Genomic DNA, 24,791 nt, shown 5'->3' on the forward strand with positions numbered 1-24,791 from the left:
ATTACGTAACTACGTAACTCCGTGCAAGGGTGAACCGGAGGCGACTTGGAAGAGGGAGGCGACTTGGAAGAGAACGCGGAAGGGGACGACGAAGCCCCCGCCCGGACCCGAAGGTCCGGACGGGGGCTCCCGTACGTACTGCTCCTCCTGCGAGGAGGCGATCAGGCCAGCAGGCCCGGGATCGTCGCCTCGTGGGCCGTGCGCAGCTCCTCCAGGGAGAGCGCGAACTCGCCCTGCACGTCGACCGCGTCCCCGTCGACGACACCGATCCGGGTCGCCGGCAGACCCCGCGCACCGCACATGTCGGTGAAGCGGAGCTCCTCGCTGCGCGGGACGGCGACGACCGCGCGGCCCGCCGACTCGCTGAAGAGGAAGGTGAAGGCGTCCAGGCCCTCCGGGACGACCAGACGGGCGCCCTTGCCACCGCGCAGGCAGGACTCGACGACCGCCTGCACGAGACCGCCGTCGGACAGGTCGTGCGCCGCGTCGATCATGCCGTCGCGGGAGGCCGAGATCAGGATCTCGCCGAGCAGCTTCTCCCGGTCGAGGTCCACGGCCGGCGGCAGACCGCCGAGGTGCTGGTGGATCACCTCGGACCAGGCCGAACCGCCGAACTCCTCCTTGGTGTCGCCGAGCAGGTAGAGGAGCTGGCCCTCTTCCGCGAAGGCGATCGGGGTGCGGCGGTTGACGTCGTCGATCACGCCGAGGACGGCCACGACGGGCGTCGGGTGGATCGCCACGTCACCGGTCTGGTTGTAGAGCGAGACGTTTCCGCCGGTCACCGGGGTGCCGAGCTGGAAGCAGCCGTCCGCGAGACCACGGGTGGCCTCGGCGAACTGCCACATCACGTCCGGGTCCTCGGGCGAGCCGAAGTTCAGGCAGTTGGAGATCGCCAGCGGCTTGGCACCGGAGGCGGCGACGTTGCGGTACGACTCCGCGAGCGCGAGCTGCGCGCCCGCGTACGGGTCGAGCTTCGCGTACCGGCCGTTGCCGTCGGTCGCCATGGCCACGCCGAGGTTGGTCTCCTCGTCGATGCGGACCATGCCCGCGTCCTCGGGCTGCGCCAGGACCGTGTTGCCCTGCACGAACCGGTCGTACTGGTCCGTGATCCAGGACTTCGAGGCCTGGTTCGGGGAGGAGACGAGCCTGAGGACCTGGTCCTTCAGCTCCTCGCCGTTCGCGGGCCGGGGCAGCTTGCCGGCGTCGTCGGCCTGGAGCGCGTCCTGCCACTCCGGACGGGCGAACGGACGCTGGTAGACCGGGCCCTCGTGGGCGACCGTGCGCGGCGGCACGTCCACGATCTGCTCGCCGTGCCAGAAGATCTCAAGGCGCTCGCCCTCGGTCACCTCACCGATGACGGTGGCGATGACGTCCCACTTCTCGCAGATCTCCAGGAAGCGGTCGACCTTGCCGGGCTCGACGATCGCGCACATGCGCTCCTGCGACTCGCTCATGAGGATCTCCTCGGGCGAGAGCGTCGCGTCGCGCAGGTGTACGCGGTCGAGGTCGACCCGCATGCCGCCGGAACCGGCGGAGGCCAGCTCGGAGGTGGCGCAGGAGAGCCCGGCGCCGCCGAGGTCCTGGATGCCCGCGACCAGCTTCTCCGCGAAGATCTCCAGGGTGCACTCGATGAGGAGCTTCTCCTGGAACGGGTCGCCGACCTGGACGGCGGGACGCTTGGTCGGCTTGGTGTCGTCGAAGGTCTCGGACGCGAGGACCGAGACGCCGCCGATGCCGTCGCCGCCCGTGCGGGCGCCGTACAGGATCACCTTGTTGCCGGCGCCGGAGGCCTTGGCGAGGTGGATGTCCTCGTGCTTCATCACGCCGATGCAGCCGGCGTTGACCAGCGGGTTGCCCTGGTAGCAGGAGTCGAAGACGACCTCGCCGCCGATGTTGGGCAGGCCCAGGCAGTTGCCGTAGCCGCCGATGCCGGCGACGACACCGGGCAGCACGCGCTTGGTGTCGGGGTGGTCGGCCGCGCCGAAGCGCAGCGGGTCGACGACCGCGACCGGGCGGGCGCCCATGGCGAGGATGTCGCGGACGATGCCGCCCACGCCGGTGGCCGCGCCCTGGTAGGGCTCGATGTACGAGGGGTGGTTGTGCGACTCGACCTTGAAGGTGACCGCGTACCCCTGGCCGACGTCGACGACGCCCGCGTTCTCGCCGATGCCGACGAGCATGGCGTCGTTGTCGGGGACCTTCTCGCCGAACTGCTTCAGGTGGACCTTGCTGCTCTTGTACGAACAGTGCTCCGACCACATGACGGAGTACATGGCGAGCTCGGCGCCGGTAGGACGGCGGCCGAGGATCTCGCGGATGCGCGCGTACTCGTCCTCCTTGAGGCCGAGCTCCTTCCAGGGCTGCTCGCTGTCCGGCGTCCCGCTCGCGTGCTTGACGGTGTCGAGGCTCATCAGGCGTTGACCAGCTTCTTGAGGATCGAGGTGAAGAAACCGAGACCGTCCGTCTTTCCGGTGCCGATCAGCGGCTCGACGGCGTGCTCGGGGTGCGGCATGAGGCCGACCACATTGCCGGCGGCGTTGGTGATGCCCGCGATGTCGCGCAGCGAGCCGTTGGGGTTGACGTCCAGGTAGCGGAAGGCCACCCGCCCCTCGGCCTCCAGCTCGTCGAGCACGCGCTCGTCGGCGACGTACCGGCCGTCCATGTTCTTGAGCGGGACCTCGATCTCCTGGCCCTCGGTGTAGTCCGAGGTCCAGGCGGTCTCCGCGTTCTCCACCCGCAGCTTCTGGTCGCGGCAGATGAAGTGGAGGTGGTTGTTGCGCAGCATCGCGCCCGGCAGCAGGTGGGCCTCGGTGAGGATCTGGAAGCCGTTGCAGATGCCGAGGACGGGCATGCCCGCCTTCGCCTGCTCGATGACCGTCTCCATCACCGGCGAGAAGCGGGAGATGGCTCCGGCCCGCAGGTAGTCGCCGTAGGAGAAGCCGCCGGCGAGGACCACGGCGTCGACCTGCTTGAGGTCCTTGTCGCGGTGCCAGAGCGAGACGGGCTCGGCGCCCGCCAGGCGGGCGGCGCGCAGCGCGTCCTGGTCGTCGAGCGTTCCGGGGAACGTGACGACGCCGATGCGTGCGGTCACGACGAGGCCCCGGCGGTCTCCGTGGACTCCACCTTCACGGTGAAGTCCTCGATCACGGTGTTGGCGAGGAAGGTTTCGGCCATCTCGTGGATGCGGGCGAGGGCGGCGTCGTCGACCGGCCCCTCCACCTCCAGCTCGAAGCGCTTCCCCTGACGGACGTCGGCGATTCCGGCGAATCCCAGGCGGGGCAGTGCACGCTGCACCGCCTGCCCCTGGGGGTCGAGGATCTCCGGCTTGAGCATGACGTCGACTACGACGCGTGCCACTGGCACTCCCGGTGGTGTGTTGCGTGGGCGGTTCCTTCAGCGTACCTGCCTCCAAATTCTACGCGGGTAGAGATCTGAAGGATCCTACAAAAGGCGGGTTCCCGAGGGCCTCTCGGGCCATGCCCCGCCCGATCCCCCACGGCAAAATTCACGTGAAATATTGCGGACCGCATTGCGCCGGGACACGCTGAAACAATTGACAGGGCTTCACAATGCGACACCTGCCGCTGTAGAAAGGTTTCAAGAAGAAAGCAGCATTGTTCCGGCACAGCCGAACGGTCGGCATCGTCGCACGTCAGGAGCGCCACAAGCGCTCCCTACGACCTCGGCGGCCGCAGGAAAGGACCGATATCCGTGGCTCAGCGTGTGGTGGTCACCCTCTCCGATGACATCGAGGGCGGAGAAGCAGCTGAAACGGTCGCGTTCGGCCTCGACGGGAAGATGTACGAGATCGACCTGAATGCTGCCAATGCAAAGAAACTCCGCAAGGCCCTCGCGCCCTACCTCGCGGCCGGCCGCAAGATCCCCGCGCGGATCGGCGCAGGTGCCGGGGCCGGTTCGGGTGCCGCCGGCGGCCGGAGCAGGACCACGACCGCGGCGTACACGCACACCGACCTCGCCCCCGATCCGGCGGCGGTCCGCGCCTGGGCCCAGTCCAACAAGATGGACGTGCCCGCCCGGGGCCGGATCCCCAAGCGGGTCTACGAGGCCTTCCGCGAGGCGAGCTGAGGCGGGGCGCGGTCTGAGGCGGGCGGTCTGAGGCGGGGCGGCCTGAAGCGGGGCGGCCCATCGGGGCGGCCCACCGGGGCTGAACCGGGGCGCGTCCGACGGAGTTGAAGCGGGGCGGCCCACCGGGACCGGACCAGGTCGCCCACCCGGGACCGGACCAGGTCGCCCACCCGGGCCGAACCAGGCCGCCCACCCGGGTCGAGGCGGGCGGCCGCCGGGAAAGGGGTCCGCCCGGGCGAACCCGTCCGTCACCGCAGGCCGAGCCGATTTGCATTGCACCCCGGGTGATCGGCTAGAGTCTGGATCACGCCGAGGGGCGAGGCCGGAAGGCCCCACTCCAAGCAGCGTGCGGGTGTAGTTCAGTAGCAGAACAGCCCCCTTCCAGGGGGAAGGCGCAGTGTGCAATTCCTGTCACCCGCTCTGCATCGCATTACCGGCCACTCTTGTGGATCAGGTACAGTGGTGCTCGCACCGCCCGGTGAAAGCCGGTCGGGAGCAATGCGGACGTGGCTCAGTTGGTAGAGCATCACCTTGCCAAGGTGAGGGTCGCGAGTTCGAATCTCGTCGTCCGCTCAGAGTGCGAAGGCCCCGGTTCTCAGGAACCGGGGCCTTCGACGTGTTTCCCTCTTCTTCGCCGTCGTCCTCATGACATTTGTCAGCAGGGGTCATGACAGTGCGCACTGCCGGGGACGTACGGACGCCGGGAGTCTGGACACATGACAGCTGCGATCGAGGCGACCGACCTGCGCCGTACGTATGCCGAGGGATCCGGCCGGGGATCCGGCGGCGGCTTCGAGGCCGTGCGCGGGATCTCCTTCGCCGTCCCCCGGGGCGAGGTCTTCGCCCTCCTGGGGACCAACGGCGCCGGCAAGACCTCCACCGTCGAACTCCTGGAGGGCCTCGCCGCACCCAGCGCCGGCACCGCCCGCGTCCTCGGCCACGACCCGTACCGCGAGCGGTCCGCCGTCCGCCCCCGGATCGGCATCATGCTGCAGGAGGGCGGCTTCCCCTCCGACCTCACCGTGGCCGAGACCGTACGGATGTGGGCGGGCTGCACCAGCGGTGCCCGCCCCGTCGGGGAGGCGCTCGCCGCCACCGGCCTCGCCGGGCGCGAGCGCGTCCGGATCAAGCAGCTCTCCGGCGGTGAGCGGCGCAGGCTCGACCTGGCGCTCGCCCTGCTCGGCCGCCCCGAGGTGCTCTTCCTCGACGAGCCCACCACCGGTCTCGACGCCGAGGGCCGCCGCGACACCTGGGACCTCGTCCGGCAGTTGCGGGACGGCGGCACCACCGTGCTGCTCACCACGCACTACCTGGAGGAGGTCGAAGCCCTCGCCGACCGCCTCGCGATCATGAACCGGGGCGAGATCGTGCTCTCCGGCACACCGGCCGAGGTCACCGCGGCCCGTCCCGCCCGGATCCGCTTCACCCTCCCCGAGGGCGTCCTGGCCGCGCACCTCCCGCTGCGCCTGCGGGCCGCCGAGAGCAGTGGCCGCGTGGAGATCCGCACCCACGACCTCCAGGAGGACCTCTCCGTCCTCCTCGCCTGGGCCGGCGACGGCGGGATACGGCTCGACGGGCTCGACGCCCGCTCCGCCTCCCTGGAAGAGGCGTTCCTCGACATCGCATCGCGCGAAGGGTCCGCGCGGGACGACCTGGACGACCCGGCGCAGGGCGGCCCGCGGGACGGCCGCTCGCAGGGCGTCCCGCCGCACGACACCACAGCCCGCACCGACCGGCAGGAGGCCGACGCCCGATGAGCACCGCCACGACCACGCCCCCGGCCGCCGGGCCCGCCTCCACCGTCCGCAGCCGGCTCACCGCTCTCGGCCGGGCCGAGCTGACCCTCCTCGTGCGCAACCGGAACAACCTCTTCATCGCGCTGCTCATGCCGCTGCTGATGGTCTTCCTGCTGCGCTCCTCGCTCAGCCAGCTCGACGCGGAGACACTGCCGATGGGCGCCGGGGCGGCCACCCTCATCGGCGGCACCGGCATGGTGCTGCTCCTCGTCGCCTACATGAGCCTCGTCTCCGCGCTCGTCGCCCGCCGTGAGGAACTGGTCCTCAAGCGGCTGCGGACCGGCGAGGCGAGCGACGCGGAGATACTCACCGGCTGCGCCCTGCCCGCCACCGCCATCACGCTCGCGCAGTGCGCCGTCCTCACGGCCGGCGGGATCGCCGTCCTCGACGTGTCCGCCCCCGCCCGGCCCGACCTGCTGCTGCTCGGCGTTGTCGCCGCGATCGTCCTGCTCGCCGGGCTCGCCGCGCTCACCACCGTGATCACCCGCACCGTCGAGAGCGCCGGTCTGACGACCCTGCCGCTCTTCCTCGTCTCCTGCTTCGGCTCCGGCCTCTTCGTGCCCCGCGACGCCCTGCCCCCGCTCGCCGCCGACCTCTGTGGACTGCTGCCGCTCAGCGGCGTGATGGAGTTCGTGCGGGCGGGCTGGCTCGGCACCGCACAGGCGGAGAGCCTGGTGGGCGCCGGGCTCAATACAGTGGCCTGGGGCGTCCTGACGGCGTGGGCGGTCCACCGGTGGTTCCGCTGGGAACCGCGACGCTAGATCTCGGGAGGGGGCGGCCTGATGTCCAGGCTGACGGGATGGTGGTCCCGGCGCAGCAGCGCCGAGAAGGTGGAGCTGTACACGCGGTGGACCTTCCACCTCTTCGTGCCGATCGAGCTGTTCGTGCTCGGCGGCACCCCGTTCAACCGCGACGTGGAGAGCCCGCTCCCCACGGAGGCCGCGGTCGGACTGCTCCTGTGGATCGGCGTCCACGCCGTGCTCTGCGCCTTCCTCGCCTCCCGCGCCCTGGACCACACGACCGGGAAGCGGGAGCGACCGGTCCGGCTCGCCGTCACGGTGGCCGGCGTCACCCTCGCCGTCGACCTCGCCCTGAACCTCCTGTGGGCGGGCGGAGCGCTGCCCGAGCCGGCGGTGAACGTGGGCATCCTCGCGGGGACCTCGATCTTCACGCTCTGCGCGCTCGTCCTCTGCCTGGGCCCGGTGCGGCACGTGGTGTACGCGGTGCTCGGCACCGCCGTCGCCACCGGAGCCCCGATGGCGGCGGTCGGCAACGGCCTTGACATGGCGGCCGGTTCGGCGGTCGGCATCCTCATCGGCGGCGTCTTCATCTCCATGACCAGCGGCTTCTCCTCCTGGCTGCTCCGGATCGTGCAGGAGCTGGAGCGCTCCCGGGACCTCAAGGCCCGGCTGGCCGTCGCCGAGGAGCGGCTCCGCTTCGGACGGGACCTGCACGACGTCATGGGCCGGAACCTGTCGGTGATCGCGCTCAAGAGCGAGCTCGCGGTGCAGCTCTCCCGGCGCGGGCGCCCGGAGGCCGTGGACCAGATGGTCGAGGTGCAGCGGATCGCGCAGGAGTCGCAGCGGGAGGTGCGCGAGGTCGTGCGCGGCTACCGCGAGGCCGACCTGCGGGTCGAGCTGGAGGGCGCGCGCGGAGTGCTCGGGGCCGCCGGGATCGACTGCGCCGTGGACGCCCCGGCGCTCGACCTGCCGCCCGAGGTGCAGTCGGCCCTGGGCTGGGTGGTCCGGGAGACCACGACGAACGTCCTGCGCCACGGGGACGCGCGCCGGTGCGCGATCGTGCTCCGGACCGAGCCGGGGGCGGTGCTGCTCACCGTCGAGAACGACGGGGCGGAGGAGGCGGGCGCCGGAGACGGGAAGGGAGCGGGGTCGGCCGACGCCTTGAGCAGGGCGGGGCACGGGTCCGGGCTCGCCGGGCTGCGGGAGCGGCTCGGCGCGGTGGACGGCACCCTGGACGCGGGCCCGGCGGTGCCGCACTCGTTCCGCGTGACCGCCCGCGTCCCGCTGCCCCGCACGGGGCGGGACGGTTCCGCGCGGACGCCCGCGGCCCCGGCACGGGCCGTACGGGGGAAGAACGAGGAGTACGGGGGACACGGGGGACACGGGAAGCACGGCAGACACGAGAAGGAGGAGACGGTCGCGTGACCGTACGCGTACTGCTCGCCGACGACGAGCACCTGATCCGGGGGGCGCTCGCCGCCCTGCTCGCCCTGGAGGACGACCTCGTGGTCGTCGCCGAGGCCGCGACCGGACCCGAGGCGCTCGCCATGGCCCGCGCCCACCGCCCCGACGTCGCCGTGCTCGACCTGCAGATGCCGGGCATGGACGGTGTGATGGTCGCCACTGCCCTGCGGGACGAACTCCCCGACTGCCGCGCCATGATCGTGACGAGCCACGGGCGCCCCGGGCACCTGAAGCGGGCCCTCGCCGCGGGCGTCCGCGGCTTCGCCCCGAAGACCGTCAGCGCCCAGCGGCTCGCCGAGATCGTCCGTACCGTGCACGCCGGAAACCGGTACGTGGACCCGGAGTTGGCGGCCGACGCCATAGCGTCGGGGGACTCGCCGCTGACCGTCCGGGAGGCCGAGGTGCTCGAACTCGCCGCCGACGGAGCGCCCGTCACGGAGATCGCCCGGCGCGCCTCGCTCTCCCCCGGGACCGTCCGGAACTACCTCTCCTCGGCCGCCGCGAAGCTCGGTGCCGAGAACCGTCACACGGCGGTGCGTCTCGCGCGGGCGAAAGGTTGGGTATAGTGGGCTGCGCGCTACGGCGCATGCGGACGTGGCTCAGTTGGTAGAGCATCACCTTGCCAAGGTGAGGGTCGCGAGTTCGAATCTCGTCGTCCGCTCCACGAAGAAGCCCCCGGTCGATCCGACCGGGGGCTTTCTCGTTCCCGTGCTAGCTCCAGGCGTTGCCGGTGAGGAGCTCGTACGCCTCGATGTACTTGGCGCGGGTCGCGTCCACGACCTCCTGCGGGAGGGCCGGCGGGGGCTGCTCGCTCTTGCGGTCCCAGCCGGAGGCCGGGGAGGTCAGCCAGTCGCGCACGAACTGCTTGTCGTACGAGGGCTGGGCGCGACCCGGCTGCCACTGGTCGGCCGGCCAGAAGCGCGAGGAGTCCGGGGTGAGGACCTCGTCGGCGATGACGAGCCGGTCGCCGTCCGGGGTGCTCTCGAAGCCGAACTCGAACTTGGTGTCGGCCAGGATGATCCCGCGCTCGCGGGCGATGTCCCGGGCCCGGGAGTACACGGCGAGGGTCGTCTGGCGCAGCAGCGCGGCCGTCTCGGCGCCGACCTGGCGGGCGACCTCCTCGTACGACACGTTCTCGTCGTGGTCGCCCACGGCGGCCTTGGTGGCCGGGGTGAAGATCGGGGCGGGCAGCTCGGAGCCGTCGCTCAGGCCCTCGGGGAGCGCGAGGCCGCAGACCGTGCGGGACGCGTCGTACTCGACGAGACCGGAGCCGGTGAGGTAGCCGCGGGCGACGCACTCGACCGGGACCATGTTCAGGGACTTGCAGACCAGGGTGCGGCCCGCCCAGTCGGCGGGGGCGCCGGCGGGCAGCTCGGTGGAGAGGACGTGGTGCGGGACCAGGTCGGAGAGCCGGTCGAACCACCACAGGGAGAGCTGGGTGAGGACCCGGCCCTTGTCGGGAATCTCGGTGGGCAGGACCCAGTCGTACGCGGACATGCGGTCGCTCGCCACCATCACGAGGTCACCGGCCTCGTTCCGGTACAGGTCGCGCACCTTGCCCGTGTGGAGATGGGTGAGGCCCGGGACCTGGACGGGCTCGGGCTTTTCTACGAATCCGGACACGGTTCCTCCGCGTAGGTTGATCCAGGAGCGCTTCGATTCTCTCGCACCCACGTGGACCACCGGTGGGCGGCCTCTCCGTACGGACCTCCCGGTCTCTCCCCGTACCCGGTCAGTCCCTCTTGCAGATGCGGTCGAGGAGGTTCGCCGTGGCGCGCTGGATCCTGGAGTCGACGTGGCCGGGCCGGTCGAGGGCGGGCGACCAGGCGAAGGTGCCGGAGGCGAAGACCCAGGCGCCGGACGGGGCCCGGTAGAGCGAGGTCTCCTGGTGGCGCAGCACCCCGTCGCCGTCCCGGTAGGGCGAGTGGGCGAGCAGGATGCGGCTCTCGTGCTCGGGGAGCGCGGTGCGCGGGAAGTACCGGTCGGCCTCGCCCGCGACCAGACCGGGGATCTCGTCGCCGTCCCCGGCGCCGGTGGCCTCCCAGAGCCAGTGCTCGGCGTTCCGCACGATCAGCGGGTGCGGTTCGGGTACCCGGCCCGCGTACTGGATGCCGAGGAGCTGCTGCTCGGGTCGGTCGACCTCGCGCCAGAGCGCGGGGCGGCCGGGGCCCTGGCGCTTGCGGCAGGTGAGGAGGCGGTCGGGCGCGCCGGAGGCCGAGGGGCCCAGCTCCACCTGCCAGTACATGGTGTTGGCGGAGAGGAAGACGAGCGAGGTGCCCTGGTCGCGGGCGCGTTCGGCGGCCTGGCGCATCGGCGCCGACCAGTACTCGTCGTGGCCGGGGAAGACCAGGCCCCGGTAGCGGCCCGGGTCGACGCGGCCCGCGTGCAGGTCGCGGGTCTCGGCGTACGCCAGGTCGTAGCCGTAGCGCTCGGCCCAGCGGATGAAGTCGTAGGCGTGCCCGACGTGCAGCGGCAGCCCCGCGCCCGCGTAGGGGCGGTCGAAGGAGACGGTGACGGCCGCGTCCTCCTCGCCGAGCAGCCGGCCGTCCTCGTCCCAGGCGTGGTAGAGGCTGGCGCCGGTGTGTCCGTCCTCCGGATAGAGGTTGTACGCCTGCCAGGTCACGTCCGGGAGGACGAGGAGCAGGTCCGCCGGGTGGTCGTCGCGGACCGTGAAGGGGATGTGGGAACGGTGCCCGTCGGCGGTGGTGAGGACGGCAACGTACGCGCCGATCGCCCAGTAGCTGGGGACCTGGAGCCGCCAGGACTGCCACCAGTGGTGGCAGGAGACCGTGCGGTCGACGATGAGCGGGGCGGGCTGGACGATCCCGGAGAGGCGCGGGCTGGTGATGATCTTCGCCGCGCCGTGACCGCCGTAGTGACCGATCCGATAGATGTCGACCGAGAACTGCTGCGGCGGGTCCACGGTGATGTGGAAGTCGATCGAATCGCCCGGCGCGACGGCGCCGCCGGACGCGAAGCCCTTGATCTGGCGCCGGACGTCGTCGGCCGTGCGGGGGCCGCCGGTGCCGCCCCGGGCCAGCACCTCGTCCGCGTACCAGGGCACCATCTGGCCGGTGTCGTCGAAGTAGTTGTCCGAGCCGCGCAGCCAGGGCAGCGGGCCCTGGCCGAAGGGATCGGAGACGGCGTGCGCGAGCGCACCCGACTCCCACCGCCTGATCTGATCCGCCCCCATGCTGCGCCCCTCCCTCGACTCCCCCGGTCGGCCGGTCAGTGCCCGTGGATTCGTGCTTCTGTCAGTGATGGCCTCCAGCACATCACATAACGCACGCACTCCGTCACCGTTCGTCGTGAATTGACGAGAGTGGAAGACGAGGTTCCGCATGTGCCGCCGGTCTATGCCGGGGGCCCACGACGGGTCCCTGTCCGGGGCGCTCCGGACCACGGAGGCGACGGCGGGTCGGACGGCGGAGCCGGGCGGGCGGGGCCGACGGTGGGTCGGGCGGCGGAATCGAGCAGCGGAGTCGGGTAGCGGAGTCGGACGGGCGCGGGGCCGACGGTGGGTCAGACGAGCCGTACGGGCTTCTCGGGACGTACGCCGGTGCGCGCCAGCCAGTCCCGCAGGGGCTCGGGATCGCCGTCCTCGACGAGGGAGAGGACACGGGGGCCGAGGTCCGTCGTCCGCTCGCCGTCGAGGAGCAGGGCGGGCCCGTCGAGCCAGTCGAGCCCGGGGGTCGCCTCGGCGGTGTCCACGGCCGCGCAGCAGACCATCGCGGTGACGTGGTCGGCGAGCAGGTCGCGGCCGCTGCGGGGCGGCTGGAGCGGGAAGAGCGGCAGGGGGCCGTCGGGGCCGCTGACGCCCTCGTACGCGGTGGCCCGGTCCGCCGCCGGGGCGGTGGCGCCCGCCGTCCGGCCCCGGGCGCTCTCGGCGGCGAACCGGGCCTCCCGCGCGGCCTCCTCACGGGCGAGCAGGGCGCTGAGGGCCCCGGCGAGCGCGTCGGCGGCGGGATTGACCGGGGGGTCGTCGTCGAGGTCGTCGAGACCGTCGAGATCGGTGAGGTCGGCGAGGTCGTCGCGGCTGTCGCGACCGCCGCGGGCGTCCGGGCCGGCGGAGGCTTCGGGGGCGGTTTCGGGGGCGACTTCGATGACGGTCTCGGTATGCGCTCCCGGGACCGATTCGGGCGCCGTGGCCGTGGCCGTAACCGCCGTCGTCGTCAGGCGGTCGATCACGCGGGTCAGGGTCGGGCCGTCGGCCGGGGGCGGGGCACCGGGGGTGGCGGCGGCCGCGTCGATGCCGTCGAGGACCCGGTGGAGACGGGCCGCGTCCGTACGCCACTTCCGGTCGACGACCTCTTCCGGATACTGGCTCCACTCCACCGGCGACCAGTCGGGGCCTGGCTCGGCCGGGCCGCCGTGGAAGAGGCGGGCGGCGAGCAGCGAGGCGGCCTCGTCGACCGCGCCCGGCTCCTCCAGGAGGTCGCAGGCCGGGCGCTCGCCGAGCCGGGAGGAGAAGCCGTCCGCGAGCCGGTCGCGGCGGGACAGCTCGGTCAGGGCGGAGACCACGCCCGCGTCGAGCTTGGCGGGCCAGCGGCCCATCCGCCAGGCGGGCAGCGCGACCCGGGTCAGGAGCCGGTCCCAGCCCGCGTAGGCCAGGCCGACCTGCTCCTGCGCCACGATCCGTACGCCGTAGTCGACCTCCTGGGCGCGCTCCGAGCCCGCGGCGGCGACCCCGCGCTCCATCTCGGCGGCGTGCCCGCGACAGGCGCGCAGCAGGACGCGGGCGACCTGCCCGACGCCGTGGGCGCCGAGGCGGCGGACCGGGTCGAGGCCGGGGTCCCGGGGCACGGCGATCGCGGCGTCCAGGCCGCGGACGAAGCGGCGGGCGGCGGCTATGTCGGGATGGGCGGCCGGCCCCGTACCGGCGACGACGGGGGCGAGGACCGCCCGCAGTTCGCCGACGCGCATCCACCAGAGGAAGGGCGAGCCTATGACCAGAACGGGAGCGGCACCGGTTCCGCCGCCCGCGCGGTGCGTCCGGTGGGCCCGGTGCGTACGGTCCTCCAGCCAGCTGTCGCAGTCCGGGGTCAGGGCTATCGCTGCGGGCGCCGGGACGCCGAGCCGGTCGGCCAGGTCCCGCACGAGCCGGTACAGGTCGGGAGCGGCGGTCTCGGCCAGCTCCACCGTCGGCGTGGCGGCCGGGCGGGCCCGGGCGACGACGAGGGCGACCGCCGTGGCGGCAAGGAGGACGACGACCGCGAGGACGGTCACGATCCAGCGGGCCGTGCCCCACCCCGTACCCGAGAAGTGGCCGGTGACCTCGCCCGCGTACAGCACGACGGCCACCGCGGCGGGGAGCACCGCGAGGCCCAGCGCCCTGCCGCGGACGCGGAGGACGGCGAGGGCCCGGGAGCGCGCGGCGCGCGCACCCCACTCCTCGCCGACGGCGGAACCGGTGCCGGACACGCCGCTCATCATCCCCTCCTGCCCTGGTCGGGACTGCCTGTGGCGGTGTTGGTCACTCCCCCACTGTGGCACCCGCCACTGACATCGCAATGCCGGTGGGCCAAGTGCCGGAACGCCTGCGCCGCACCCTAGTTGGGGCGGTGGCGGGCGTCATCCGGATGGCTCATCCGTCACTCGATGGAATGGCTTTGGGCAAAGGTGATGGCGCTCGTGCGGCCGTGCGGTGCGCCGCACGGCCGCACGAAGCGGTCATGCGGGAATCAGGCCTCGGCGGCCTTGCGCGCGATGTCCGTACGGTGCTGGGAACCGTCGAGCCGGATGCGGCCGACCGCCGCGTAGGCGCGCTCGCGGGCCCGCGCCAGGTCCGTTCCGGTGGCGGTGACCGAGAGGACGCGGCCGCCCGCGCTCACCACGGCGTCGCCGTCCCGCTTCGTACCGGCGTGCAGCACGTACGCGTGCGGGGCGTCCAGCTCCGCGATCTCCTCCAGGCCCGTGATCCGGTCGCCGGTGCGCGGGGTGTCCGGGTAGTTGTGGGAGGCGACGACCACGGTGACGGCGGCGTCGTCCCGCCAGCGGAGCGGCGCCTGGTCGGCGAGCGTGCCGTTGGCGGCGTTCAGCAGGACGCCGGCGAGCGGGGTGGCGAGCCGGGCCAGGACGACCTGGGTCTCGGGGTCGCCGAAGCGGGCGTTGAACTCGATGACCCGGACGCCGCGGCTCGTGATCGCCAGGCCGGCGTACAGCAGGCCGGAGAAGGGGGTGCCGCGGCGGCGCAGCTCGTCCACGGTCGGCTGGAGGACCGTCTCCAGGACCTCGTCGACCAGCTTCGGGTCGGCCCAGGGCAGCGGGGAGTAGGCGCCCATGCCGCCGGTGTTCGGGCCCTCGTCGCCGTCGAGCGCGCGCTTGAAGTCCTGCGCGGGCTGGAGCGGCAGGACGGTGGTGCCGTCGGTGATGGCGAAGAGGGAGACCTCGGGGCCGTCGAGGTACTCCTCGATGACCACGCGGTCGCACGCGAGCGCGTGGGCCCGGGCCTGTTCGAGGTCGTCGGTGACGACGACGCCCTTGCCGGCGGCGAGGCCGTCGTCCTTCACCACGTACGGGGCGCCGAAGGCGTCGAGCGCCTCGTCGATCTCCTCGGGGGTGGTGCAGACGTAGCTGCGGGCGGTGGGCACGCCGGCGCCGGCCATGACGTCCTTGGCGAAGGCCTTGGAGCCCTCCAGCTCCGCCGCCTCCCGCGAGGGGCCGAAGACGGGGATGCCGGCCGCACGCACGGCGTCGGCGACGCCGGCGACGAGCGGGGCCTCCGGGCCGACGACGACGAGACCGGCGCCGAGCTCGGTGGCGAGGCGCGCGACGGCGTCGCCGTCCAGCTGGTCGACGGCGTGCAGCTCGGCGAGCTCCGCGATTCCGGCGTTGCCGGGCGCGCAGTGCAGAGCGGTGACGTCGGGATCGAGGGAGAGAGAGCGGCACAGGGCGTGTTCGCGGGCGCCGCCGCCGATGACGAGGACCTTCACGCCAGCCAGGGTAGCCCGCGGGACGGGATGCCCTTCGTACGGGCCACCGAGCGAGACGCCCCTACTCGTTCGTGTATTCCTCCACGACCGTGGCGCCGAGCTCGCGCACGATCAGGTCGTGCCCGGAGAGGGCCGAGTCGACGAGGTCGGGATCGTCCTCCTCCGGAACGTCGTCCTCCGGCGCCACGGGCTGCGGCGCGGGCGGGGTGTACGCGGGCGGGGACGGGTCCTTGGCGGGCGCGAGCTGCTGCGTCCGGGCGGGAGCGGGGGCCGCCTGTACGGGCGGGGGCGGCGGGGCCTGCTGGAAGGAGGGCGCCGGGGCGGGAGCCGGGGCAGGTGCCGCCGGACGGCCGCCGAAGTTGGCGGCGGCGGGCGGCGGCGCGGCACCGCCCGAGGGGTCGACGATCGCCTCGATCTTCCAGTTCACGTTGAACTGCTCGGCGAGGGCCTGCTTCAGGACGTCCTCGCTGCCGCTGCTCGCGAAGTTGTCCCGGGCGCCGGCGTTGAGGAAGCCGAGCTGGAGGGTGGTGCCGTCGAACCCGGCGACCTGCGCGTTCTGGCTGAGCAGGATCCACGTGAAACGGCGCCGGTTCTTGACGGCGTCGAGGATCTGCGGCCACAGGTTCCGCACCTGGGCGGTGTCGCCGCCGGTGGGGGCGGAGGCGGGCGCAGGCGCGGGCGGAGCGGCGGGTGCGGGGACCTGCGGGGCCGGGGCGGAGGCTCCGGGCCAGGCGCCGGGGGCGCTGCCGCCGGGGGTGCTGCCGCCGGGCGCGGCTGCTCCGGGCCAGGCACCGGGCCGGGGCCCGGCTGACGCGGCGGGCGCGGGGGCCTGCGGCTGCGACGGCGCTTGCACGGGTGCGGGCGGAGGCGGGGGCGGGGCCATGGGGGTGTGGGCGTCGGGCCCGGGGACGTACCCCATGGCGGGCGCGGCGGACGCGGGGGACACGGGGGGCCCGGGGGTGAAGACGGGCGCGGGGGCGGACGCGGCGGCGGTCGTGGCGCCGCGCTCCAGCCGGTCCAGGCGCGCCTGGACGGAGCGCTCGTCGTCGTAGGCGGCGGGCAGCAGGACGCGCGCGCAGATCAGCTCCAGCTGGAGCCGGGGGGAGGTGGCGCCGCGCATCTCGGTGAGGCCGGTGTTCACCAGGTCGGCGGCCCGGCTGAGCTCGGCGGCCCCGAAGACGGACGCCTGCGCCTGCATGCGCTCGACGACGTCGACCGGGGCGTCGATGAGCCCCTTCTCGGCGGCGTCCGGCACGGCGGCCAGGATCACCAGGTCGCGCAGCCGCTCCAGGAGGTCGGCGACGAAGCGGCGGGGGTCGTTGCCGCCCTCGATGACCCGGTCGACGACCTCGAAGGCGGCGGCGCCGTCGCCGGCGGCGAAGGCGTCGACGACGGAGTCGAGCAGCGAACCGTCCGTGTAGCCGAGGAGCGAGGTGGCCATGGCGTAGGTCACACCGGCGTCGGCGGCGCCGGCGAGGAGCTGGTCCATGACGGACATCGAGTCACGCACGGAACCGGCGCCGGCGCGCACGACGAGGGGCAGCACGCCGTCCGCGACGGGGATGCCCTCGCGTCCGCAGACGTCGCCCAGGTAGTCCCGGAGGGTGCCGGGCGGCACGAGCCGGAAGGGGTAGTGGTGGGTCCGCGAGCGGATGGTCCCGATGACCTTCTCGGGCTCCGTGGTGGCGAAGATGAACTTCAGGTGCTCCGGGGGCTCCTCGACCACCTTCAGGAGGGCGTTGAAGCCCGCCGAGGTGACCATGTGGGCCTCGTCGATGATGTAGATCTTGTACCGGCTGGAGGCGGGCCCGAAGAAGGCCTTCTCGCGCAGGTCGCGGGCGTCGTCCACGCCGCCGTGCGAGGCGGCGTCGATCTCGATGACGTCGATCGACCCCGGCCCGTTCCGCGCGAGGTCCTGACAGGACTGGCACTCGCCGCAGGGCGTGGGCGTCGGACCCTGCTCGCAGTTCAGGCAGCGGGCGAGGATGCGCGCGCTGGTCGTCTTGCCGCAGCCGCGGGGTCCGCTGAACAGGTACGCGTGATTGACCCGGTTGTTCCGCAGGGCCTGCTGCAGCGGGTCGGTGACATGCTCCTGACCGATGACCTCGGCGAAGGACTCGGGGCGATAGCGGCGGTAGAGCGCGAGAGACGACACGTGTACGAGGTTATAGGCGCGCACCGACAACTCGGGAAAATCGCGGGGTGCGGGGGCTCGGGCCTGCGGGGCCCGGCCGACGGGCCTTGCCGGCCCCGGCCCCGGCTCCTGGCCCTGGCGGTCCGGCCCATGCCCTCTGACCCTTGCTCCACTGGCTCCCCTGGCCCCTGGTGACCCCTGACTGACCCTGGCCCTGGGAACGCAAGCGCCCCCCACGCACCCGCCAGAGCCGACCTACCCTTGCTGCCTTCCGGCCCTGGGGGAGTTCAGTCAGATAGCGCCGCGTGAGGGGCTCCGCCCAGACTACCCGATGCCGACGGCATCGGACCCCACACCTCCCGTCCGGGACCTCCCGCCGACCCCACCTGCGATCGAGTTCGCGAGCACCCCCCTCGGTCATGTAATGTTCCCGGCGGAGGATTCGCCTAGAGGCCTAGGGCGCACGCTTGGAAAGCGTGTTGGGGGCAACCCCTCACGAGTTCGAATCTCGTATCCTCCGCCAGTGCCTCACCGGGCACGATGTCGAAGGGCCCCACCGTTCGCGGTGGGGCCCTTCGGCGTTGCGGGACCACTGACCCTGGCCGCAAGCCCATGGCACCCGAGGCACCGCCCGGCCGCCAGGACGGCACCGTGTTGACCTGAAACCCGTCAACCCCGACCCTCCGCCTGCTGGAAAACTCCCGCTCTCCCGCGCTCAGACCTATCAGCCATCCCCTTAAGGGGTGAGCAGTAGCCGGAAGTCCCCATTCACTGGATCGAGGGGTCGTGACCGGAAGGGACGTTCCTGCGGCATTCGCTATGCAGTCAGTCCGCTACGTTCTGTGACGACCGGTCGGCACACGACTAACAGGGGTTATTCATGAGGAAGTTTACCGCAGCGGTGATCACTACAGGGCTTTTCTTCGGAGGAGTGGGGGCGGCAGTAGCCGACTCCGCATGGCACCGCACGGAGGACTTCAAGACGGGTGGAGCCCGATTCGAAGAGGCAAAGTACAAGTGGGAGGCCCCGGGGCAGATGCACGGCGCGTTCCACATCAAGGGACAGCTTTCCGACATCGGCTTCAGGGACAGCCACAACGTCTATCTGCAGGTAAAGGTCCACGGGTACGGCTGGAACCGCTTCAACGGCACCCAGAAGAAGAGCGTCTGGATCGACAAGATCGTCTACGACGGAGCCACTCGTTACACGAGGACCGCAGAAGTTCGCGTGTGCCAGAACCGTGGCTCTCTCCGTCCTGACAACTGCTCCTTCACTAGGCCTTTCGAACGTCCCTGAGAAGTCAACTGGCCTCTATGGGAGCTGCATTCCAGCAGCTCCCACCTCCATAGGAGTACGCATAACGATGGATGTCATCCTTCGCGCCGAAGGCGTAGACCTCTTCTACGGCACCCAGCAGGCCGTCTTCGGTGTCGACTTCACCCTCAAGCGCGGCGAGGTGGCCGCCATCATGGGCAGCAGTGGGTCGGGCAAGTCGTCCCTGCTGTACTGCCTCGCCGGGGTTCTGCCGCCCACCAACGGGGCGGTGACCTTCGACGGGGAGCGGCTGTCCTGCCTTCCCGACGGGGAGCTCAGCGCGCTGCGGCGTACACGGTTGGGCTTCGTCTTCCAGTACGGGGAGTTACTGCCGGAGCTGACCGTCGAGGAGAACGCGGCGCTTCCGCTCCGGCTCGCCGGAATCAGCAAGGACCATGCCCACGTCATGGCCGGCCAGGTGTTGAAGCGGCTTGGTATGAGTGACCTGGCGCGTCGCAGGACCTCGAAGCTGTCGGGTGGCCAGAGTCAGCGCGTGGCGGTTGCCCGGGCTCTGGTGCACCGGCCGGACGTGGTGTTCGCGGATGAGCCGACTGGGGCGCTCGACAGCGTCAACGCGGCTGCCGTGCTGGACGAGTTTCTTCAGCTTGCGCGGCGGCAGAAGACTGCGGTGGTCATCGTCACCCACGATGCGGACGTCGCGGCGAAGGCCGATACGCAGTACACGATGACGGACGGCGTTCTGGCGCAGCGGGTGGCGGTGTGAACCCGTTCCTCCTTGGGATGCGCCTGCTGTGGGGCAGTGGGCGCAGGGGGCGGATCCGTTTTCTGTTGATGTCGCTTGGGTCGGCGCTCGGGGTGGCTTGTCTTGCCGCCACCCTCACCATTCCTACGATCATCGCTGCCAATGACGCCCGTGTGACAAGTCGAGCGGTGTATCCGGGAAACAACAAGAACGCCGTCTACCAAGAGTTCCTGGACCCGTACGGCTCGCAGCGCCTGCACCGGGTTTTCATCGGGCGCACGGGAACCGGCCCCGTGCCCACTCCTCCCGGTGTGAAGGAACTCCCTCACACGGGCGAAGCGGTCATCTCCCCAAAGTTGGCAGAGGTCTTGGCGGCCAACCCTCGCGCCGCGGGGCTTGTGCCCGGGCGTGTGATCGGCACCATCGCGCCGGCAGGGCTGAGTGGGCCCGACGACCTGTACGCCTACGTCGGTGTGCCTCCCGCCGAACTCAGCGAAGCAAGACCGCTGGGCTACTTCGGGTCCACATACACACAGCACGAACTCATCGACCCCTCGACCGTCGACATCCTGCGATTCACCCTCGGGTGCATCGTGCTGCTTCCCCTCATCATCTTCTTGTCCGTCTGCGCACGCCTGTCCGGCGAGTCCCGTGCACGCCGACTCGCCGCCCTCCGGCTTGTCGGCCTCAGCGTGAAGGACACACTGCGAGTCAACGCCGGCGAGAGTGTGGCGGCAGTTTTCTTCGGGTCTGTCCTGGGGCTTCTGGGGTACCTCGGCGTGAACGAAGTCATGGCGCGCATCGGTCTGCCTGGGCTGCGCTGGTACCCGGCGGACGGACGACCCGAGACGACCACATTGATCGCCTGCCTGTTGGGTTGTCCGGCCCTCGCTGCGATCGTGAGCCGAATCGGTGCACGGCAGGCTGCGCTGTCGCCCATCAGTGTGCGGCGGACCGGGGAGCGCAAACCTCCTAAGAAGTACGGGACGTTGTTGCTGGTGCCAGGGCTCGGGGTCATCGGTGGCTACTGCGCCCTCAGTGCGATGGGGCGAGATCCGTCGGGTGGCTCTGCCAGCGCCGTGCTGGTTCCTGGCGCTGTCCTGCTGACTGGAACAGGTCTCGCACTCGGTCTGGCGCCGATCACGGCATGGCTCTCACAACGCCTTGCCTCAACGTCGAAATCCCTTACGTTGACGCTGGCCATGCGCCGAACAGAAGTTGACCCGGGAAGTTCGCTGCGAGTGGTCACGGGGCTCGTACTACTCGTATTCGGCGCCTCGCTCACCCAGGGCATTCTCATCGAGCTGGATCAGGTAAGCCGCCGCACGGCTCCCGTACAGGAGTACAGCATTCCCCTTTCCGAGCTTAATACCCAACAGCGATCTCAAATGATCAAGCTGGATGGCGTGGATTCTCACGCATTGGCTGTGAATTCATGGGAAGGGAACCTCGAAGAGGACCGACCTCGCGTAGGGGGAGTTGTCGCCACGTGCGCCCAGCTGGCTGCTTTCGGTAAGTCCATTCATGGATGCGTCGACAATAAAGTAATGACCCTCAAGGACCCGAATTACCTCTTCGACGAGGATGCTCAACCTGGAAAAATTTTCCCGTTTCTGTTGAGCGATGGGAAAAAGAAAGAAATCTCAGTACCTAAAACTACCATCATCGCCCAATTTTACGACCCTTCCGAAGTCAACGGTCCAAGTCTCCTCATCCCACCCTCACTGTTCCTCCGAGGTACCCATATCGAAAACTCCCGTCTCGTACTGGTCAGCTCTTCCGACCCCGCCACCATCCGCTCCGTCCTGGACGGCATCGGAGCCATCGCCCCCACCGCATCCGTGGAACCCGTCGGCATCGTGATCGACTCGCTCGCGCAGTTGACCGTGATTCGGAGTCTGCTCGTCGTCGGGATGGTGCTCGGGCTGGTCATCGGGGTGGCCGCGTTCGTCGTGTCCGTGGCCGATCGGGCCATGGAGCGGCGGGGGCAGGTGACCGCGCTCGCGTTGTTGGGGGCGCGGGCCGGGACGTTGCGGGTGGTGCAGGTCGTGCAGGTGGTGCTGCCGTTGGTCGTGGGGCTGGGGGCGGCGATCGTGGCCGGGTGGCTTGCCGAGTCCAGTTATCTGATCACCGGGGGCGGCGCGGTGCACTGGGACTGGGAGGGGCTTCCCCTGCTCTTCGCCTGCGCGCTCGGCGTCGTGCTCGCGGCCGCGCTCGCCTCCGTGCCCATGGTGCGGCGGCACATCGATCCCGAGCACATCCGGCGGGATTGACCGGGAAGGGAGCGATGAGTTTCCGGCGGGACGGCGGTCTTCTCTGTGGCAACCGCCCGAGCCAGTACAGGAGATCACCGTGGCCGAGAACGTCGTCAAGGGTCCCGCCAGCTACTTCCCCTCCATCGAGAAGAAGTACGGGCGGCCGATCGGCGAGTGGTTGGAGATCGTCCGCTCCTCGCCGCTCGACAAGCACATGGAGCTGGTCTCCTGGCTGAAGGCCGAGCACGGCCTGGGCCACGGGCACGCCAACGCGCTCGTGGCCCATGTCCGGGCCTCCGCCAAGGGGTAGGGACTCACGCCGCCAGCGCGTGCGTCGTGCGGCGTTCGATCCTCTTCGCCAGGGCCAGGGTCCCCGCCGCCGCGGCCGTGCCCGCCACCAGGGCCGTCCACCACAGCACCGCCGGGCCCAGGGTCGTGTACACGGTGACGCCCAGGGTCAGGGCCGCGAAGCGGGCCGTGCCCCACGTCCAGCCGAAGGCGCCCTGGTAGCGGCCGCGGGCGTGCGCCGGGGCCAGGTTCGCGACGACGCTCGCCGCGATGCCGGCCACCACCACCTCGCCGAGCGACCAGACCGCGACCGACACCGTGTAGCCGGCCACCCCGTCCGCGAGGCCGGTGAGCGCCACGCCCACCGCGATCAGCGCGCTGCCCGCGCTCTGCACCGCCAGCTGCGGAAGCCTCGCCAGCCACGCCGTCACGAACGGCTGGAGCGCCACCACCAGGACCGCGTTGACCGCCGCCATCGCCCCGTACACCACCGGGGAGAGACCGCTGTCGCGGATCGCGAGCGGCAGCGCGACCTCGGTGAGCGAGTAGACGAAGAGCTGGATGCCGAAGAGGGGGAGGGTCAGGAGGGCCAGGCGGTCCCGGAGGACCACTCCGTAGCCGATTCCGTCCTCCGCCTTCCGGTCGTTCCTCGTGGGGCGCTTCGGCTCCTTCAGGCGGAACGTCACCACCAGCGCGTACAGGAGCATCGAGCCCGCGTCCACCGCGAACAGCAGCCAGTAGCCGTGGGCCGCGAGGTAGCCGCCCAGCACTCCCCCGACCGCCGTCCCGATGTTCACGCCCCAGCCGAAGAGGGCGTACGCGCGCCGGCGCCGTTCGCTGTCGACCGCGTCCGCGAGGAGCGCGTACACGGCCGGCGAGACGGTGCTGCCCGCCGCGCTGATCAGCAGCGCGGCCGCCGCCATCGTCCAGACGCCGGGGGCGAGGAACAGGGCCCCCTGCGCCGCCGACGCGCCGATCAGGCCGATCAGCATGGTGGGGCGGCGGCCGATGCGGTCGGCGAGGACGCCGCCGACGACGGGGCCGAGGAGGTGGCCCGCCCCCAGGGCGCCGAGGACGTACGAGGTGTCGGAGCCGGTCACTCCCCGCGACGCGAGGAAGAAGACCAGGAACGGGGTGACGAGGTAACCGAGGCGGTTGACGATCGTTCCGGCGAAGAGCGTCCAGACGACGGGCGGGAGGTCGCGGAAGGCCGAGGGCATGGAGGGCATGGAGGGAGATTGCTTCTTCCTTCGGTGGGGCCTCCAATGATTAAGGTGGGAGCGAATCCATTCGGGGTTCGGTCGCCACTTCGTCGCTCCGGGAGCACGCACGCATGGAATCCGAGCTCAGTTTCTCCGCCGCCGACCTCGCCCAGACCCGGTTCGCCGTCTCCCCCCTCTGGGAGGTCGTCACCAGCTTCCGGGTCCTCGCCCAGCGGTCCGACTCCGCCCCTCACCAGCGCTGGGCCGCCCAGGTACGGCCCCGGATCGTCCGCGCCGGGCTCGACCGCGGACGGCTCGCCGCCCTCGTGCCCGCCCACGGGTACCTCGCGGACTTCCTCAACCCCACCCCCGACGGACCCTTCCCCACCCTCGGCGCCGAGCTCGACGCCGTCCGCCGCACCCCCGCCGGGCAGGTGCGCGAGGACCTGCGGAAGCTGGTCGTGGAAGGGGGTGACGGCGGGCGGCTCCAGTCCCTGCACGACGACCCCGAGGCCGTCCTGCCGAAGGTCGCCGACGAGATCGAGACCTACTGGGAACTCGCCCTCGCCCCCTACTGGGCCCGCATCCAGAAGGTCCTGGAGGCCGACGTCTTCCACCGGGCCCGGCAGGTCGCCGAGCACGGTTCCGCCCGCGTCCTGAGCGAACTCCACGAGACCGTACGGTGGGACGACGGCACCCTGCGCCTCGTACGGCGTCACTGCGCGCTCACCCGCGAACAGACCGGCTCCGGGCTGCTGCTCGTGCCCTCCGTCTTCGTCTGGCCCCGGGTCCTCACCCGCTCCGTCCACCCCGACCCGCCCCAACTCGCCTATCCGGCGCGCGGGTTCGGGGCCGTATGGGAACCCCGTACCACCGCCTCCACGGACGCCGTCGCCGCCGTCCTCGGCCGTTCCCGGACCCTGCTCCTCACCTCGCTCGACACCCCGGCCTCCACCACCCAGCTCGCCACCCACTCCGGGCTCTCCGCCGCCGGCGTCTCCCAGCACCTCATCGCCCTGCGGAACGCCGGCCTCGTCACCGCCCACCGCAGCGGACGCTCCGTCCTCTACGCCCGCACCTCCGTCGCCGATCAGCTCCTCAACCCCTAGGGGAGTCCCCGCCCGCGGCTCCGGTGCCCCGCCTCCCGGCCGTCTACTTCCGTGCGTCCAGGCCCGGTACCCCCAGGTCGGAGAGGCCGTCGAGGATCAGGTCGACGCCGACGGCGGCGAGCAGGAGGCCCAGGAGGCGGCCGAGGAGTTCGATCGTGGCGTGGTGGGTGTGGAGCAGGACCCGGGTGAGGAGCAGGACGCAGACCAGGTCGAGGGCGATGACCGCCACGTACGCCCCGACGACCGTCGAGCGCCAGCTGAAGCCGGAGCGGGCCGCCGCCTCGATGAGGACCGCCGTCAGGGCCAGCGGACTCACCACGTACGGCATCAGCAGTTCGCGCACCCCGCTGACCAGGTCCGGGGCGTCCTGGTGGGCGCGGTCGGAGCCGAGGTGCATGCCGAGGACGAGGCCGACGGCGTAGAGGAAGAAGATGGCGCCGCCCGCGAGCTGGAGGGCGGGGGTGCTGATGTGGAAGAGGTCGAGCAGCCAGGGGGCCGTGATGCCGGCGAGGAGGCCCACGAGGACGGCCGCGCCCGAGGAGATGAGGGCGATGGTCCGCAGTTGCTTGGCGGGGTGGACCTGGGCGAGGCCGGCGAAGGAGAGGAGCACCTTCGGCGGGCCGACGACGGAGAAGAAGGTGATGAAGGCGGCGGAGAAGGTGAATGCGTTCACGTCTGCATCATGGGGCGGCCGAGTGATTTATCCCGTTTTTCGGGTTCGCGTCCGCGCGGTGTCGGGCACGGCGGCCCGGCTCCGGCTGTGCTGC

20 protein-coding genes, 4 tRNA genes and 1 other RNA gene are annotated in these 24,791 nt (G+C 71.5%); 14 read left to right on the plus strand and 11 right to left on the minus strand.

Annotated elements, in window-relative coordinates:
• Positions 1-161: 161 nt before the first annotated feature.
• The 3 genes from purL to purS are packed head-to-tail and all read right to left on the minus strand — an operon-like array spanning position 162 to position 3,363.
• Positions 162-2,411, minus strand: a complete 2,250-nt coding sequence (gene purL / locus ACWGSR_RS02805) for a phosphoribosylformylglycinamidine synthase subunit PurL (protein ID WP_453563154.1) — start codon at positions 2,409-2,411, stop codon at positions 162-164.
• On the minus strand, positions 2,411-3,091 hold the full coding sequence (purQ, locus tag ACWGSR_RS02810) for a phosphoribosylformylglycinamidine synthase subunit PurQ (protein WP_366373075.1): 681 nt from the start codon (positions 3,089-3,091) through the stop codon (positions 2,411-2,413). Before purQ ends, purL begins: the two co-directional genes overlap by 1 nt.
• Positions 3,088-3,363 carry a phosphoribosylformylglycinamidine synthase subunit PurS gene (gene purS / locus ACWGSR_RS02815; protein WP_078489458.1) on the minus strand — a complete coding sequence of 92 codons (276 nt, stop codon included), beginning with the start codon at positions 3,361-3,363 and terminating at the stop codon, positions 3,088-3,090. The genes purQ and purS overlap by 4 nt, the downstream gene beginning before the upstream one ends.
• Positions 3,364-3,711: 348 nt before the next feature.
• Here purS and ACWGSR_RS02820 point away from each other — a divergent pair, with 348 nt between their 5' ends.
• The 8 genes from ACWGSR_RS02820 to ACWGSR_RS02855 all read left to right on the plus strand — a co-directional run bounded on the left by ACWGSR_RS02820 (position 3,712) and on the right by ACWGSR_RS02855 (position 8,750).
• Positions 3,712-4,086, plus strand: coding sequence for a histone-like nucleoid-structuring protein Lsr2 (locus tag ACWGSR_RS02820; protein WP_453563156.1), 375 nt, complete (start codon positions 3,712-3,714; stop codon positions 4,084-4,086).
• 348 nt (positions 4,087-4,434) lie between these two features.
• Positions 4,435-4,506 (plus strand) — tRNA-Gly (locus ACWGSR_RS02825).
• 80 nt (positions 4,507-4,586) lie between these two features.
• Positions 4,587-4,659, plus strand: a tRNA-Gly gene (locus ACWGSR_RS02830).
• A 143-nt stretch (positions 4,660-4,802) separates the two neighbouring features.
• A complete protein-coding gene (locus tag ACWGSR_RS02835) occupies positions 4,803-5,843 on the plus strand; it encodes an ABC transporter ATP-binding protein (RefSeq protein WP_453563158.1) in 1,041 nt (346 codons plus the stop codon).
• Positions 5,840-6,643: an ABC transporter permease gene (locus ACWGSR_RS02840; protein WP_376231043.1), complete on the plus strand. Its 804-nt coding sequence runs from the start codon at positions 5,840-5,842 to the stop codon at positions 6,641-6,643. Before ACWGSR_RS02835 ends, ACWGSR_RS02840 begins: the two co-directional genes overlap by 4 nt.
• A gap of 21 nt (positions 6,644-6,664) precedes the next feature.
• Complete coding sequence (locus ACWGSR_RS02845) at positions 6,665-8,047, plus strand: sensor histidine kinase (protein ID WP_453563159.1); 1,383 nt, start codon at positions 6,665-6,667, stop codon at positions 8,045-8,047.
• On the plus strand, positions 8,044-8,652 hold the full coding sequence (locus ACWGSR_RS02850) for a response regulator transcription factor (protein ID WP_366373080.1): 609 nt from the start codon (positions 8,044-8,046) through the stop codon (positions 8,650-8,652). Before ACWGSR_RS02845 ends, ACWGSR_RS02850 begins: the two co-directional genes overlap by 4 nt.
• 22 nt (positions 8,653-8,674) lie before the next feature.
• Positions 8,675-8,750 (plus strand) — tRNA-Gly (locus ACWGSR_RS02855).
• A 47-nt stretch (positions 8,751-8,797) separates the two neighbouring features.
• Here the strand turns inward: ACWGSR_RS02855 and ACWGSR_RS02860 are convergent.
• The 6 genes from ACWGSR_RS02860 to ffs all read right to left on the minus strand — a co-directional run bounded on the left by ACWGSR_RS02860 (position 8,798) and on the right by ffs (position 17,470).
• Positions 8,798-9,709 carry a phosphoribosylaminoimidazolesuccinocarboxamide synthase gene (locus ACWGSR_RS02860; RefSeq protein WP_453563160.1) on the minus strand — a complete coding sequence of 304 codons (912 nt, stop codon included), beginning with the start codon at positions 9,707-9,709 and terminating at the stop codon, positions 8,798-8,800.
• A gap of 109 nt (positions 9,710-9,818) precedes the next feature.
• Complete coding sequence (locus tag ACWGSR_RS02865) at positions 9,819-11,279, minus strand: N,N-dimethylformamidase beta subunit family domain-containing protein (RefSeq protein WP_453563162.1); 1,461 nt, start codon at positions 11,277-11,279, stop codon at positions 9,819-9,821.
• A 329-nt stretch (positions 11,280-11,608) separates the two neighbouring features.
• Complete coding sequence (locus tag ACWGSR_RS02870; protein ID WP_453563163.1) at positions 11,609-13,516, minus strand: hypothetical protein; 1,908 nt, start codon at positions 13,514-13,516, stop codon at positions 11,609-11,611.
• A 251-nt stretch (positions 13,517-13,767) separates the two neighbouring features.
• Positions 13,768-15,018 carry a phosphoribosylamine--glycine ligase gene (gene purD, locus ACWGSR_RS02875; protein WP_453563164.1) on the minus strand — a complete coding sequence of 417 codons (1,251 nt, stop codon included), beginning with the start codon at positions 15,016-15,018 and terminating at the stop codon, positions 13,768-13,770.
• Positions 15,019-15,079: 61 nt separating this feature from the next.
• Positions 15,080-17,173 (minus strand): DNA polymerase III subunit gamma and tau, encoded by a 2,094-nt coding sequence (locus ACWGSR_RS02880; RefSeq protein ID WP_453563166.1) that lies wholly within the window; start codon positions 17,171-17,173, stop codon positions 15,080-15,082.
• A 198-nt stretch (positions 17,174-17,371) separates the two neighbouring features.
• Positions 17,372-17,470, minus strand: an RNA gene (ffs, locus tag ACWGSR_RS02885) — signal recognition particle sRNA small type.
• Positions 17,471-17,587: 117 nt separating this feature from the next.
• Between ffs and ACWGSR_RS02890 the strand changes: the two genes are divergently transcribed.
• The 5 genes from ACWGSR_RS02890 (at position 17,588) to ACWGSR_RS02910 (ending at position 21,735) form a co-directional block, all read left to right on the plus strand.
• Positions 17,588-17,675, plus strand: a tRNA-Ser gene (locus ACWGSR_RS02890).
• Between the two features lie 357 nt (positions 17,676-18,032).
• Positions 18,033-18,449, plus strand: a complete 417-nt coding sequence (locus tag ACWGSR_RS02895) for a hypothetical protein (RefSeq protein WP_453563168.1) — start codon at positions 18,033-18,035, stop codon at positions 18,447-18,449.
• Positions 18,450-18,516: 67 nt separating this feature from the next.
• Entirely contained in the window at positions 18,517-19,191 is a 675-nt protein-coding gene (locus ACWGSR_RS02900) for an ABC transporter ATP-binding protein (protein WP_376231036.1), read from the plus strand.
• Positions 19,188-21,443, plus strand: coding sequence for an FtsX-like permease family protein (locus tag ACWGSR_RS02905; protein WP_453563170.1), 2,256 nt, complete (start codon positions 19,188-19,190; stop codon positions 21,441-21,443). The genes ACWGSR_RS02900 and ACWGSR_RS02905 overlap by 4 nt, the downstream gene beginning before the upstream one ends.
• A 79-nt stretch (positions 21,444-21,522) precedes the next feature.
• Entirely contained in the window at positions 21,523-21,735 is a 213-nt protein-coding gene (locus ACWGSR_RS02910; RefSeq protein ID WP_376231034.1) for a DUF4287 domain-containing protein, read from the plus strand.
• A gap of 4 nt (positions 21,736-21,739) precedes the next feature.
• Here the strand turns inward: ACWGSR_RS02910 and ACWGSR_RS02915 are convergent, their stop codons facing one another.
• Positions 21,740-22,942, minus strand: a complete 1,203-nt coding sequence (locus ACWGSR_RS02915; RefSeq protein WP_453563172.1) for an MFS transporter — start codon at positions 22,940-22,942, stop codon at positions 21,740-21,742.
• A 104-nt stretch (positions 22,943-23,046) separates the two neighbouring features.
• Between ACWGSR_RS02915 and ACWGSR_RS02920 the strand changes: the two genes are divergently transcribed.
• A complete protein-coding gene (locus ACWGSR_RS02920; protein ID WP_453563173.1) occupies positions 23,047-24,024 on the plus strand; it encodes a DUF5937 family protein in 978 nt (325 codons plus the stop codon).
• Positions 24,025-24,067: 43 nt separating this feature from the next.
• Here the strand turns inward: ACWGSR_RS02920 and ACWGSR_RS02925 are convergent, their stop codons facing one another.
• Positions 24,068-24,697, minus strand: a complete 630-nt coding sequence (locus tag ACWGSR_RS02925; protein WP_376231031.1) for a MarC family protein — start codon at positions 24,695-24,697, stop codon at positions 24,068-24,070.
• Positions 24,698-24,791: the final 94 nt, after the last annotated feature.

The organism is Streptomyces sp. NPDC055632, assembly GCF_053618675.1.